At 60.2% G+C, this 13,017-nt stretch carries 15 protein-coding genes; 7 read left to right on the forward strand and 8 right to left on the reverse strand.

Annotation, left to right across the window (positions count from 1 at the left end; translation table 11 throughout):
- Nucleotides 1–583: 583 nt before the first annotated feature.
- The gene (locus BN874_RS20820; protein WP_034436705.1) at nt 584–841 is read left to right on the forward strand and encodes a hypothetical protein; all 258 of its coding nucleotides are present in this window, start codon (nt 584–586) and stop codon (nt 839–841) included.
- Nucleotides 842–850: 9 nt separating this feature from the next.
- Here the strand turns inward: BN874_RS20820 and BN874_RS20825 are convergent, their stop codons facing one another.
- The 4 genes from BN874_RS20825 to BN874_RS25245 form a co-directional block, all read right to left on the reverse strand.
- On the reverse strand, nt 851–1,888 hold the full coding sequence (locus BN874_RS20825) for a sulfate ABC transporter substrate-binding protein (protein ID WP_420886156.1): 1,038 nt from the start codon (nt 1,886–1,888) through the stop codon (nt 851–853).
- Between the two features lie 29 nt (nt 1,889–1,917).
- Entirely contained in the window at nt 1,918–2,379 is a 462-nt protein-coding gene (locus BN874_RS20830) for a pyridoxamine 5'-phosphate oxidase family protein (RefSeq protein ID WP_195912249.1), read from the reverse strand.
- Nucleotides 2,380–2,451: 72 nt separating this feature from the next.
- Nucleotides 2,452–3,042 carry a ribosome small subunit-dependent GTPase A gene (gene rsgA / locus BN874_RS23055; protein ID WP_051498161.1) on the reverse strand — a complete coding sequence of 197 codons (591 nt, stop codon included), beginning with the start codon at nt 3,040–3,042 and terminating at the stop codon, nt 2,452–2,454.
- A 14-nt stretch (nt 3,043–3,056) separates the two neighbouring features.
- Nucleotides 3,057–3,485 (reverse strand): ribosome biogenesis GTPase RsgA family protein, encoded by a 429-nt coding sequence (locus tag BN874_RS25245; protein WP_195912250.1) that lies wholly within the window; start codon nt 3,483–3,485, stop codon nt 3,057–3,059.
- Nucleotides 3,486–3,602: 117 nt separating this feature from the next.
- On the opposite strand from BN874_RS25245, the gene orn reads away from it, so the two are divergent.
- Nucleotides 3,603–4,157, forward strand: coding sequence for an oligoribonuclease (orn, locus tag BN874_RS20840; protein ID WP_034436708.1), 555 nt, complete (start codon nt 3,603–3,605; stop codon nt 4,155–4,157).
- 41 nt (nt 4,158–4,198) lie between these two features.
- On the opposite strand, the gene BN874_RS20845 is transcribed toward orn, so the two are convergent.
- The gene (locus BN874_RS20845) at nt 4,199–5,026 is read right to left on the reverse strand and encodes a sulfurtransferase (RefSeq protein WP_034436710.1); all 828 of its coding nucleotides are present in this window, start codon (nt 5,024–5,026) and stop codon (nt 4,199–4,201) included.
- A 72-nt stretch (nt 5,027–5,098) separates the two neighbouring features.
- Here BN874_RS20845 and BN874_RS20850 point away from each other — a divergent pair, with 72 nt between their 5' ends.
- From BN874_RS20850 to aroE, 5 genes are all read left to right on the forward strand, one after another.
- A complete protein-coding gene (locus BN874_RS20850) occupies nt 5,099–5,845 on the forward strand; it encodes a DUF502 domain-containing protein (RefSeq protein ID WP_081756572.1) in 747 nt (248 codons plus the stop codon).
- A complete protein-coding gene (locus tag BN874_RS20855; protein WP_034436712.1) occupies nt 5,835–6,410 on the forward strand; it encodes a DNA-3-methyladenine glycosylase I in 576 nt (191 codons plus the stop codon). The genes BN874_RS20850 and BN874_RS20855 overlap by 11 nt, the downstream gene beginning before the upstream one ends.
- A 147-nt stretch (nt 6,411–6,557) precedes the next feature.
- A complete protein-coding gene (gene hemB / locus BN874_RS20860) occupies nt 6,558–7,559 on the forward strand; it encodes a porphobilinogen synthase (protein ID WP_034436714.1) in 1,002 nt (333 codons plus the stop codon).
- Nucleotides 7,556–8,227: a hypothetical protein gene (locus tag BN874_RS20865; protein WP_034436715.1), complete on the forward strand. Its 672-nt coding sequence runs from the start codon at nt 7,556–7,558 to the stop codon at nt 8,225–8,227. The genes hemB and BN874_RS20865 overlap by 4 nt, the downstream gene beginning before the upstream one ends.
- Before the next feature lie 16 nt (nt 8,228–8,243).
- Nucleotides 8,244–9,062, forward strand: coding sequence for a shikimate dehydrogenase (gene aroE, locus BN874_RS20870; RefSeq protein WP_420886157.1), 819 nt, complete (start codon nt 8,244–8,246; stop codon nt 9,060–9,062).
- 39 nt (nt 9,063–9,101) lie between these two features.
- Here aroE and BN874_RS20875 read toward each other — a convergent pair whose 3' ends face one another.
- The 3 genes from BN874_RS20875 to BN874_RS20885 are packed head-to-tail and all read right to left on the reverse strand — an operon-like array spanning nt 9,102 to nt 13,016.
- On the reverse strand, nt 9,102–11,096 hold the full coding sequence (locus tag BN874_RS20875; RefSeq protein ID WP_195912251.1) for a transglutaminase TgpA family protein: 1,995 nt from the start codon (nt 11,094–11,096) through the stop codon (nt 9,102–9,104).
- On the reverse strand, nt 11,047–12,069 hold the full coding sequence (locus BN874_RS20880) for a DUF58 domain-containing protein (protein ID WP_081756574.1): 1,023 nt from the start codon (nt 12,067–12,069) through the stop codon (nt 11,047–11,049). Before BN874_RS20880 ends, BN874_RS20875 begins: the two co-directional genes overlap by 50 nt.
- Before the next feature lie 14 nt (nt 12,070–12,083).
- Nucleotides 12,084–13,016, reverse strand: a complete 933-nt coding sequence (locus BN874_RS20885) for an AAA family ATPase (RefSeq protein ID WP_051498164.1) — start codon at nt 13,014–13,016, stop codon at nt 12,084–12,086.
- Nucleotide 13,017 lies beyond the last annotated feature (1 nt).

Below are 13,017 nucleotides of genomic sequence, written 5' to 3' on the forward strand. Positions count from 1 at the left end.
CTGATGATAAACTCTTCCAGCGGCATGGCTATCGCCCTCTAGGTTAGGTTTTCTATCTCCATCAATAACCTATGCCGATAGCCGTGTCGCTTCAAGACCTATCCGCTAAAGTTGCACATCGCGTTATAACCGCTACCCAAAATTAGACAGCCCGGTAGCCTACCAGGATGGGTACGGCATGGTAAGGCGGGTTAGCGATTTGCCGAAGAACGGGAAGCGTTAGCCGAAATAGCGCTCGATAGCGAGGTGCGTCAGGACCTGGCGTTTCTTGGATGAATGCGCGGTTGACTTATTGCGAACGACGGGGTTGACAGCTACTGAAAACTTTATTGACTTTCATGGGCTTTCATTTAAGAATCTTGGCCGTTCTCAGGAACCTACCGCCAGTTGGGCGGAAAGTAACGCTTGCAGAGAGGGCGTGAGACCTGGGGGAACATGCGGTCGCCTCATCAGCGTAAAGTTCCCCACCCGTGGGGAATTTGAGTGGCGAAAACCAAGCCGTACCCTTGGGCAACCTCGTTGAAGCAAGAAGTGAGCTATGGAATAAAAGACCATGGTTTACGCAACGGTTTGTTGATGCCTGTTGGCGGAAGAACACCCAAGATCAACCCTTGGCCCACTGGTATATTTCTGGATTTTCAACGATAAAATCATTATTGACTTCCACACTGGCCCGAATTATCCCCCCGCTCAGTTGATCATTCGGCTCTATGCTTCTCGCAACAGTCACTTCAAGCAGGGCATCTATGGCTATATGCCTGACGGTTATGAAATGCCATTGGCTTCAGTGGATGAAGCCGTGGAGTTCATCGCCACTCAATGCGGCAAGCGGCTGGCTTGAACCCACCGTCTAGCGGGCCTGCTGATAGATTTGATCGAAGGTTCCGCCGTCTTTGAAATGCGTGGCCTGCGCCTTGGCCCAGCCGCCGAACGCTTCGTCAATAGTGAACAGATTCAAGGTTGGGAACCGATTCCGGTAACGTTCGACCACCGCTGGATCTCGCGGTCGGTAATAGTGCTTGGCCGCCAATTCCTGCCCGACTGAACTGTACAGATACTCCAGATAGGCTTGGGCCGCTGTACGGGTGCCATGCCGGTCGGCCACTTTGTCCACCAGTGCCACCGGGGGTTCTGCCAAAATGCTGCTGGATGGTGTCACTCGCTCAAACCGGTTCTTGCCTAATTCCTCGACCGCCAAGAACGCCTCGTTTTCCCAGGTCAGCAACACGTCACCTATATCGCGTTCCACAAAGGTGGTAGTGGAACCCCGTGCCCCGGAATCCAGCACTGGCACGTTGCGGTATAAACGGGCGACAAACTCACGCGCCTTATCCTCATTACCGCCCGGCTGGCGCAGTGCGTAGCCCCAGGCCGCCAGATAATTCCAGCGCGCTCCACCCGAAGTTTTGGGATTGGGAGTAACCACGCTCACCCCTGGCTGCGCCAGATCATCCCAATCCTTAATGCCCTTGGGATTGCCCTCGCGCACCAAAAATACAATCGTCGAGGTGTAGGGAGCGCTGTTGTACGGTAGCCGTTGTTGCCAGTCTGTCGGCAATAAACCACCCTTGATACTGATTTCATCAATATCGTAAGCCAGCGCCAAGGTAACGACATCGCCTTCCAGCCCGTCAATCACCGAACGAGCCTGCTTGCCAGAGCCACCGTGCGATTGTCGGATAGTGACGGATTCGCCGGTTTTAGCCTGCCAGTCCTTGCTAAAAGCAGCGTTGAGTTCGCTGTAAAACTCGCGAGTGGGATCGTAGGACACGTTCAGCAGTGCCACGGTCTGACGGGTAGTACCGTCATCGCTGCGGTCGCTGCATCCTGACACCAGCGCCAAAATCAGCAGAGGTACAATCAGCCAGAGCAACTGTTTCATTTTCATCGGGATTCTCTTTCGCAGAGTGCCAGTCATCAAGCCGCCGGGTTTGAAAAACGCCATTCGACGACGTTCTGAAACTGGCTGACCACGTAATAGCATTCCACATCCAGTTGCAGCAGCGCACAGGCAGCGTCGGTGACGAAATCCCGTAACTGCGGATGCTTGCTCAGATAAAGTTGAAGCCGTTCAGCGCGCTGCGCGGCGTCTACCTCACGGGTCACGCCTTGAGCCGAAATGGCTACTGCATTGCGGTAATCGGCAGAATCGTTACCACGGTTATCAATCAGCAGCGAGGCGCGAGGATTGGTCATCAGATTGGCGTACTTCTGTGTCGCCCGGGCGGTGGCAAACACGATCTGCCGCAGATCCGGGGTGACGGCGAAGGCCATTAAACTGGTGTAGGGCTGCTGCTGGTGTTGAGTCGCCAGCACCGCCTGAATCTGGGAATTCAGCAGGGTTTGAACCATAGGACGAAGGGATTCGGGAGTCATCATGAGGAACCAGTCAGGCTGGAGGAGGCAGAAGAGGTGTTTGTACATCAAGGATGAGCGGATATTCGGCCATTTTCACCCCGGCCTTGCCGCTTTCAGCGCCGCCCAGAGTTGCAGGTAGCTTTCCAGCCGCCGCGCCGCAATCTCACCGTGCGCCACTGCCTCCCGCAACGCGCAAGCCGGCTCAGTCAGATGGCGGCAGTCGGAAAATCGGCAGCGGCCCAGATAGGGCGCAATGTCCACGAAACCCCGATCCAGATCGCCCAGGCTGATTTCTCCCAACTCGAAGCTGCGCACGCCGGGAGTATCCACCAGATCACCGCCGTCCGGCAGATGATAGAGCGTACTGGTAGTGGTGGTATGAGTGCCGTGGCCGGTGAATTGGGACACGGCCTGAATGCGAATCTCGCGATCCGGCAGCAACGCCTTGATCAGCGACGATTTGCCTACGCCCGATTGCCCAACCAGCAGGCTGACGCGACCCCGCAGCCAGGTGCGCAGTTCGTCCAGACCCTGTGCGGTGTAGCTGCTGGTCAGTAGCAGCGGATAACCGATCCGGCGATACGGCTCCATCCGCTCGGTCAAAGTCGCCAGCGCGGGCTTGTTCAGCACATCCAGCTTATTCAACACCAACAGCCCGTGTACCCCAAGAGCGGCGATGGTCACTAAATAGCGATCAATCAGGTATTCGCTCGGTTCCGGCTCCGGCGCTCGCTCGGTTCCGGCTCCGGCGCCAGCACCACCGCCACCGCGTCGAGATTGGCGGCGACCGGGCGCGGCTGGCCGTTGTAGTCGGGGCGGGTCAGGAGCGAACGGCGTTCGCCCAGGGCGATGATCACTCCATCCTCCGCGCCGGACGCTTGCCAAATGACCTGATCGCCACACGCCAGCCGTCCCAGATTCTGCCGGGCGGTGCAGCGATATAGCCGACTGGCGCTATCCTCGACAATCAGCGTCTGTCCGTAATGGGCGATAACCAGGCCGGTCTGTTCCGAACCCAGCCCGGCGCTATCCAGCGTTTCCATCCGCTGATCAGCGCGGTCGCGGCGGCGCTCCTGCAAGCGCTGGATGCGACCCTGCTGGCGTTGGGTCAGACGGCGACCGGCCATAGCGCCTCTACCCCGCGACCGCCGGAATCGGCGTACACTTTTCGTCGGCAATCATTGTGGATTCGCCGCCGGCAGCATGATTTTTTCACTCACCCTAACTCCATAAATAAAGCAACCATGTCCCCTGATAACCTGATCTGGATTGATTTGGAAATGACCGGCCTGGAACCCCAGACTGACTTTATCATTGAAATCGCTACGCTCATTACCGACAGCCAGCTCAATCTTCTGGCCGAAGGGCCGGTGCTGGCGATCCACCAAAACGACGTTGTGCTGGCGGCGATGGACGACTGGAACCGCAAACAGCACGGCGCGTCTGGGTTGGTGGCCCGGGTTCGTGCCAGCCGCGTGAATGAGCGCGAGGCCGAGGCGCGCACTCTGGAATTTTTGAGCCAGTATGTGCCCAAGGGCCAATCGCCCATCTGCGGCAATAGCATTTGCCAGGATCGGCGGTTTCTGGCCCGCTGGATGCCCGAACTGGAGACGTATTTTCACTACCGCAACCTGGATGTCAGTACGGTTAAGGAACTGGCCCGCCGCTGGTATCCGAACCTCAAGAGTTTCAGCAAGACCTCGACGCATCTGGCATTGCAGGATATCCGCGATTCCATTGATGAACTGCGCTTTTATCGCGAGCGACTGTTCGTAGCGGCGGAAGGCGTGGGGACCTAACTGCCGCTTCGGCGAGCGAGCGGAAAACACAGTGCCACTGCTCACGCCTCGACCGGCACACTGGGATCGTTGCCCCATTCCGACCAGGCGCCCGGATAGCCGCGCACCCGTGGATAGCCCAGATAGCGTAACACCCAGTAGGTATGGGCAGAGCGGTGATGGGTCTGGCAATAGACGATCACTTCCTTGTCGGTGGTGACACCACGCAGATCCAGTAACTGGCGTAACACCGGAGCGGGCTGGAGGCGCAATTGGCGTTGCGGGTCCATGGTATCCATCCAGTTCAGGTTGACCGCGCCGGGGATATGTCCACCCCGGGCGGCGCGTTGATCCATGCCGGCGTATTCCGCTGGAGTTCGAGTATCGAGCAGGGCTACATCCGGCTGGCCCAGTCGTTTCAGGATATAAGCTCGGTCGGCGACTGCGACTGGCGGATCGACAAAGCGAGCCTGATAGGTGCTGCTCGACGGATGCTGAAATTGCGCTTCCAGCAACCCGCCGGCGGCATTCCAGGCGTGGGCGCCCCCGTTGAGGAGCGATACCCGTGGGTGACCGAGCGTCACTAACGTCCATAATAACCGGCTGGCGCGACCGTTGCCTTCCGCGTCATAAGCGATCACATGCCGTTCTGGGGTCAGACCGATCCGCGCCAGTACCTCGCTCAGTCGCATTGCGTCGGGCAGCAATCCCATTGCCGGTGGCACGACCCGGATCAGATCGGAGTAGTCGAGATGGATCGCACCGGGAATGTGCCCAGCGGCGTAGCGGGCCGGATCGGACAAGTCGACAATCAGAACGGCCGGATCGGCGAGACACGGTTGAAGCTGCTCCGGTTCAATCAGCAGCGGCGGATAGGATACGGAAGACATGCAGGCTCCTGAAAAATGGGATGCTAGGTGTAGCACAATTTAATGTAAGTAATCGGTTCGAGGTTTCAAACAATGGCAAATCTTAAACATCATCACAAGTTGCCGCCCCATGCGCAACGGTATCTGGTGACCGGTATTCTGACAATTATTCCGATTTGGATCACTTGGCTGGTGTTCGGGTTCGTGCTGAACCAGTTGACCCGGATCGGGATGCCAGGAGTGCGGGCGCTCTCCAAGAATATTTACGATGATTTACCGGTTCTGTCGGGTTTACTGTTGCAACCCTGGTTTCAGAACCTGCTGGCGGCACTGATCACGCTGATCGGTCTGTATCTGCTGGGTTGGATGGCGTCTCGCGTAGTGGGACGGCGGGTGATTGCCGGTTTCGAGGATTTGATGCACCGGCTGCCCGGGGTGCAAACCATCTACGGATCGACCCGGAAACTGGTTCAGTCGCTGCAACAGGAACCGACCCAAATTCAGCGGGTGGTACTCATCGAGTTCCCTTCGCCGGGGATGAAAGTCGTCGGGTTCGTGACCCATATCATGTGCGACGCGGATACCGGCGAGAAACTGGCGGCGGTCTATGTACCAACTGCGCCGAATCCGACCTCCGGTTATCTGGAGATTTTGCCACTGAGCCAACTCACCGCGACGAACTGGTCCATGGACGAAGCCATGACCTTTATCATTTCCGGCGGGGTAGTGGCGCCTGATACCATTCACTACAACCAAGGGGTTGAGCGGCTGGAACAGAGCGATAGCGATAATGAACCAGCCGCTCCATCTTCTTCAGGGTCTAATTCTGATGCTGCCTGAGCGCTGCGCATGGTGCAGCGCTGATCCGCTGTATGTGGATTACCATGATCATGAATGGGGTGTACCGCTGCACGATGATCACCGGTTGTTTGAGATGCTGATCCTCGAAGGCGTGCAGGCCGGTTTGAGTTGGCTGACCATTCTGCGTAAACGGGAACATTACCGCGCCGCGTTCGATGATTTCGATCCAGAACGGATCGCCCGTTATGATGCCGCCAAAATTGCCGATCTGCTGGCCAATCCGGGCATTGTGCGCAATCACCTCAAGATCGCTGCCGCCATTCGCAACGCCCAAGGTTATTTGACGATTCGGGAGCAGCAGGGCGGATTCAATGCCTTCCTGTGGCGCTATGTCGAATTCCAGCCCCGGCAGAACGCTTGGCCGACGCTGGTGGAGGTACCGACCCGCACCCCGGAAGCAGAAGCAATGAGCCGCGATCTGAAGCGGCTCGGCTTTAATTTCGTAGGCCCGACCGTCTGCTACGCCTTCATGCAGGCGGTCGGCATGGTTAATGACCACACCACCAACTGTTTCCGCCACCGGGAAGTACAGGAACTGGCCTAAGCTGACCGGATTGCCTTCTCTGCTACTTTGGCATTGAATTTGGCGGTATCAATCACCAAGCGCCGCATGAAGCTGTCCGAACCATTGCTATAGCTGATCACAGGAAAATCTACAGGAGGAGGTAACGTGTCCAGATCGCCGCAGATTATGACCGGCCAATTTCCCGGTGCCCGCCCGCGCCGGATGCGGCGCGATGAGTTCTCACGCCGACTGATGCAGGAAACCGTGCTCACTGCCGCCGATCTGATCCAGCCGTTGTTCGTCATCGAAGGCGATAAGCGGCGCGAACCGGTCGCATCCATGCCAGGGGTAGAGCGGCTGAGCATTGACCAACTGCTGCGTGAAGCTGAGCGACTAACGGCGCTGGAGGTGCCGGCGGTGGCGCTGTTTCCGGTGACGCCGCCGGAAGCAAAATCGCTGGACGCCGCCGAAGCTTATAACTCTCAAGGATTAGCGCAACGGGCGGTACGGGCGCTGAAAGCCCGCTTTCCCCAACTCGGGGTGATGACCGATGTGGCGCTGGATCCCTTCACCCGCCACGGTCAGGACGGATTGCTGGACGACTCCGGTTATGTGCTGAACGACGAGACGGTGAGCGTACTGACGCGGCAGGCGCTCTCTCATGCTGAAGCGGGTGCGGACATCGTTGCGCCCTCGGACATGATGGACGGACGGATCGGCGCGATCCGCGAGGCGCTGGAATCCAACGATTTTGTCCATACCCGCATCCTGGCCTATTCCGCCAAGTACGCCTCCAGTTTCTACGGGCCGTTCCGCGATGCGGTCGGGTCGGCAGGCGCGCTTGGTAAAGGCAACAAATACAGCTACCAGATGGACCCGGCCAATAGCGACGAAGCCTTGCGCGAGGTGGCGATGGATTTGGATGAGGGCGCGGACATCGTGATGATCAAGCCGGGAATGCCGTACCTGGACATCGTGCGGCGGGTCAAGGACCAGTTCGCCGCGCCCACGTTTGTCTATCAGGTCAGCGGCGAGTACGCGATGTTGCTGGCCGCTGCCCGGAATGGCTGGCTGGACGAGCGGGCGGTGGTGATGGAATCGCTATTGTCTATCAAGCGGGCCGGGGCCGATGCGATTTTGAGCTATTTCGCCGGTCAGGCAGCGGACTGGCTGCGGCAGAAGCCATGAAGCGTTGGAAAATCCTGCTGCTGGCGGCGCTCAGTGTGGCAATGAGCGGCTTTTTCCTGGCGATCATGCGCCCGCCCGGCGGCCAATCTTCCACGCCGGGACAGGATTTGCCGTGGCAGGCGAGCATCGGACAAGACGGCGCGGCGCTCACCGTATTTGGCTTGACCCTGGGCGAAAGCACGGTGCGGGACGCGGTGAACAAACTGGGTCGGCGTTATGATCTGGGACTATTTCAGGGTAAGGATGGGGCTTTGAAGCTGGAAGCCTATTTTCGGGATGCGGTGGTCGGCGGCTTGAACGCGCGGCTGGTGTTGGCGGCGCGGTTGCCCGATCCGATGTTGAATACGTTGCGAATTCACGCGGGTGCCGGCAAGCCCACTACCGACGGCAGTCGGCGTTATCCGGTGGCTGAGGCAGATGCCGATCTGGCGCTGGGGGCGGTCATAACCACGATCACCTATCTGCCGGTGGTCAAGTTCGATGCCGAACTGGTGCGCAAGCGCTTCGGCGAACCCGCTGAACGGATCGCCGCCGAGGGGGGATCGCACTGGCTCTATCCAGCGCGGGGTGTGGATTTGCTGCTCGGCAATGACGGCGAAGCGCTGTTGCAATACGTCCCGCCGCTGGAATTTGAGCAACGGCTATGGGCGCCGCTGCGGAAGCATTGAAAACGGAGAAGAAACCATGGCGACGATGCTCGATCAATACGCCGTAATGGGCAACCCCATTGCCCACAGCAAATCACCCCACATTCATGCCCTGTTCGCGGCGCAGACCGGCCAGAGTCTTGAATACCGTGCCATTCGGGTGGAACCGGGTGGTTTTGCCGCAGCGGCGCGGGCGTTTCGGGCGGCGGGCGGCAAAGGGCTAAACGTCACCGTACCGTTCAAACCGGATGCCTGGGTATTTGCCGACCTTCTGAGCGCCCGCGCCGAACGGGCTGGAGCGGTGAATACGCTGATTTTCGATTCAACCGGAGTGCGCGGCGACAACACCGACGGGCCGGGACTGGTGCGCGATCTGACGGTCAACCACGGTTATGCGCTGGCGGGTCGGCGAATTCTGCTGCTGGGCGCGGGCGGCGCGGCGCGAGGGGTGTTGCAGCCGCTGCTGCTGGAACAACCGGCGCAACTGGTGATCGCCAACCGCACCGCTGGCAAGGCGCTGGAGCTGTCGTTGCGGTTTGGCGATCTGGGGCGGGTATCCGGCTGCGGCTTTGCCGAATTGGCCGGGCGGCAGTTCGATCTGATCATCAATGCCACGTCCGCCGGTCTGAGCGACGCCGTGCCGCTACTGCCAGAGGGGGTGCTGGCGGCGGATGGCTGGTGTTACGACCTGATGTACCGCAGCGAACCGACGGCCTTTGTACGTTGGGGGAAGGAGCAGGGCGCAGCCCGATCACTGGATGGTTGGGGGATGCTGGTGGAACAGGCGGCGCAGTCGTTTTACCTGTGGCGCGGAATTTGGCCGGAAACCAGGCCGGTCATTGAGAACTGTCGCTGATTTTTGCCTGAAAGCATGGCGCGACGGTCAAGGCAACCTTCAAGCCCGAAACCGCCGGACTAATTGCTGCAACTGACGCACCGCTGCTGGCGAGATCGTGGGTCCGTAGCGCAGCGCCGCGTAGAGCCGCCCAATCTCCCCAGCCGGCTGCGCCAAATCCGGGCGGCAATGCGTCACCCGTTCCACGAACGCCAGCGGGCCTTCGTCGGCCTCCCGCACCAGCCCGCGCCGCGCCAACCGGACACAAAACCGCTGCCAGGCGCGCACCACCGGATCGCGAGCGTAGCGACGACGCCAGCGCAAAGCTGCATAGGCGAGACCGAGACCGCTCAAGGCCGTGATCATCGCTACCGTCATTTCACCCCAGTCCACCGCCCCAAAACCCAGCCCTGATAGAAACTCCTTCTGCCGGTCGGGGCCGTAGGCCAGCACCCACTCGTTCCAGACGATATTGAATGAATCCCAACTCAGGGCCAGTTGTCGCAGCCACTCGCTATTGCCGCCTCGACGCAGCAGAAAGGGTAGCGCCCCCGAATCAGGTAAGGCGGCATACAGCCCCTCCTGAATTCGGCTCGGCGCCACCGCTGCGGTGGGGTCTATCCGCACCCAGCCGCGCCCCTCCAGCCAGACTTCAGCCCAGGCGTGGGCGTCAGCCTGGCGGATGATGAAATACCCGCCCAGCTCGTTGCGCTCGCCGCCCTGATAGCCCGTCACCACTCGCGCCGGTACGCCAGCCGCTCGCATCAGAAATACGAAGGCGCTGGCGTAGTGTTCGCAAAAGCCTTGGCGGGTGCGGAACAGAAAATCATCCACGCTATCTCTGCTCATCAACAGCGGCGGAGTCAGGGTGTAATAAAACGCCTGCTCGCGGAATAGTGCCAATGCCGTATTAACCAGCGCCTCGGGTTGAGCGTCACGCTGCCGCCACGCTGCCGCCAGCGTTCGAGTGCGCGGGTTAGTGCGCGAGGGCAATTGCAGACCGTGCGTTCGTTCCGCTGCGGTCAGATCACCGGTTCGATAGTGCGGGTACGACCGCATTTCGTAACGATACACTTCGTTAACCGGCTGATTGCGCAGCAGTTGAAACGAGGCCGTCATGCTGGTGCGGGGCGGCAGGCTGGCGGGCAGATCCAGCGCCAACAGCCAGCGCCGGTTGCTCGGCTCCAGAATCACGGTGTATTCCACTGCCGCGCCTTCCGGGGTAAAAGGCGCGGGAACATTGCTCGGCAGTTCCTCAATCCGGGTCCAGCGCCGACCATCGAAATTCCATAATACGGGTCCGCGCCAGTAACGCTGGTTCGGGGGGGGAATGGCGCTGGTGAAACGAACCCGAAAAGCCACTTCGTCCGATTGGCCCAACGCGCTGATCGTGCCCGGCGCCATCTCCTCGGACAGGCCGGTGCGACCTTCATGGGCATCCTTGGGCAGACCCCACAGCGGGCCAGGGATACGCGGGAACAGCACAAACAGGATCAGCATCACTGGAATCGCCAGCAACAGCATCCGGCCCGCCAGCCATAACGGCGCCAACGCGGTCAGGCCGGCATGCTGGCGATGGATCATCACTTGGGCCGCCAGCATAGCGACAATGACCACCAACAGATAGGCCACCATCGGAATATCCTGGCTATGGAGCAGGTTGCTCATCACCAGCAGATAGCCCAGGAACACCAGCACGACGCCATCGCGCAAACTGCGAGTTTCCAGCAATTTGCAGGCCGTCATCGCAGTGAGCAACGCCACCCCCGCTTCACGGCCGAGCAGGGTGCGGTATTCGAGCAACACCCCGGCGCCCGCCAGCGTCGCCAGAATTAACAACAGCCAGCGGGGTGGCAGCGCCTGATTACGGATCACGATGAATCCCCGCCAACCGGCGACAGCGGCGAACAAGGCTGTCAACCAGACCGGCAGTTCGCGGGCGTGAGGCCCCACCGCCAGCACCAGCGCCGCCAGCAGTCCGATCAGCGCCTGCGGGGTCAGCAGCTCAACCGGCGGTTCGGGCTTGGGCCGGTTGTTCCGGTTCCACGGCATCATGGCGGCGGGAAATCCCTTCGGAGTCGATAAACAGGGCCAGCGCCTCCAGACAGCGACGCCGTTGCACAGCGCCGTGTCCCGGCGGTATTTGCAACCCCGGCAGGCGCAACCCGTACTGGCGACCATCACTGTCGGCTTTCAGCACCCACTGACAAAGCTGCGACAGTCGGGGTTCAAGGTTGTCAATGCCCAGCAATCGCCAGTCCAGCCATAGTTCCGGGCGGGCTTGATCGGTGAAGCATTTGACCAGAAGTTGATCGGCACGGCCTGCGGTTTTCCAGGCAATCCGGCGCGGCGAGTCGCCGGGCACATAAGGACGGAAACCAGCGTAATCCTCGCTGCCCAAGCCCTGCTCACCCAAGCCACTGCCGGCACTGCCCGGTAACGCCGCTGGCAATGGTCGTTGCCCACGCGGTTGCGGATAAACCAGGCCACCCTGATCGAATTCCACCCAACTCCAGGCTTGCAATAACCCCAGCGGATAGCGGGTCAGCACCCGCAGCCGTCCCGGTCGCAGCCAGCCACGCCGTTCGGCGGGGATCGCTAAAGTCACGGTTGCTGAACCCTGTGCAGGTAAATTGACATACTGAGGCGGTCGGTTCTGCCATTGCAGGGCGACACCGTAGTGCGGCCTGGAATCGGGATTTTCCAGCCGAAAGCTCCATTGTGCATCCTGACCGGCGAACACTGGCTCGGCGCAGCCAGGATGAAGGATCAACCCCAGTAGATTGTCATGCGCCTGCCACATGCTGTTCAGCGCCACTGCGGCCAGCAGGAAGGTAAAGGCAAAGCCCATGCTGTTGCTGTAGTTGATGGCCCACAGGAACAGCACGAACAGCAATAAGGCAAAGGCATAGCCCTGACGGGTCGGCAGAATGTAAATCCGGCGGCGGTTTAACTGCACCGGATCATTCGATGGACGCTGGCCACGCATGACCCACCTCTCGAATCGTTGCCACAGCGTCGTAGCCATGATGAGGATTCGATTCAGAGGGGCAGCGCTACGCCAGCGCGCAGGCGCTCGACCAGATGGGAGGTGGACTGCTCCAGATGGTCTTCACTGGGATGCAGGCGATGGCCGACCACCGCCGGCAACACGGTCTGCACGTCCTCTGGCAGCACATGACTGCGCCGATGCAACAGCGCCCAGGCCCGCGCCGCCCGCAGCAAGGCCAGTCCGGCGCGCGGTGACAGGCCGCCCCGAAAATGGCTGGACTGGCGCGAGAAGGTCAATAGCGCCTGGATGTAATCCAACAGCGGCGACGCGGCGTGAATTCCCGTTACTCGCGCCTGCGCTTCGTGCAATTGGGCCGGGGTCAAACAGGCGGGCAACCGCGCCAGCACCTCGCGACGATCCTCGCCTTCCAGCAGCAACCGTTCGGCCTGGGCATTGGGATAGCCGAGTTGAATCCGCATCAGGAACCGGTCAAGTTGCGATTCTGGCAGCGGGAAGGTGCCAATCTGATACGCCGGATTCTGGGTCGCGATAACGAAGAACGGATCCGGCAGTTTGCGGGTTTCGCCCTCAATAGTGACCTGACCTTCTTCCATCGCTTCCAGCAATGCGCTCTGGGTCTTCGGGGTAGCACGGTTGATCTCATCGGCCAGAATCAATTGAGCGAAGATCGGGCCGGGATGAAACACGAAGGTCTCGCGCTGGCGCTCGTACACCGCCGCGCCGAGAATGTCGGCGGGCAGCAAATCGCTGGTGAACTGGATGCGCTGATAGTGCAGGCCCAGACAGCGCGCCAAGGCGTGAGCCAGGGTGGTTTTACCCATCCCCGGCAGATCTTCGATCAACAGATGACCCCGCGCCAGCAGGCAGCTCAGCGCCAGACGGATGGCGTGTTCCTTGCCGAGAATGGTTGATCCGACCTGCCGGATCGCCAGATCCAGGCGATCCTCCAGCACCGTCGCCATG

The sequence above is a fragment of the Candidatus Contendobacter odensis Run_B_J11 genome (assembly GCF_000531125.1).
Lineage (GTDB): Bacteria > Pseudomonadota > Gammaproteobacteria > Competibacterales > Competibacteraceae > Contendibacter > Contendibacter odensensis.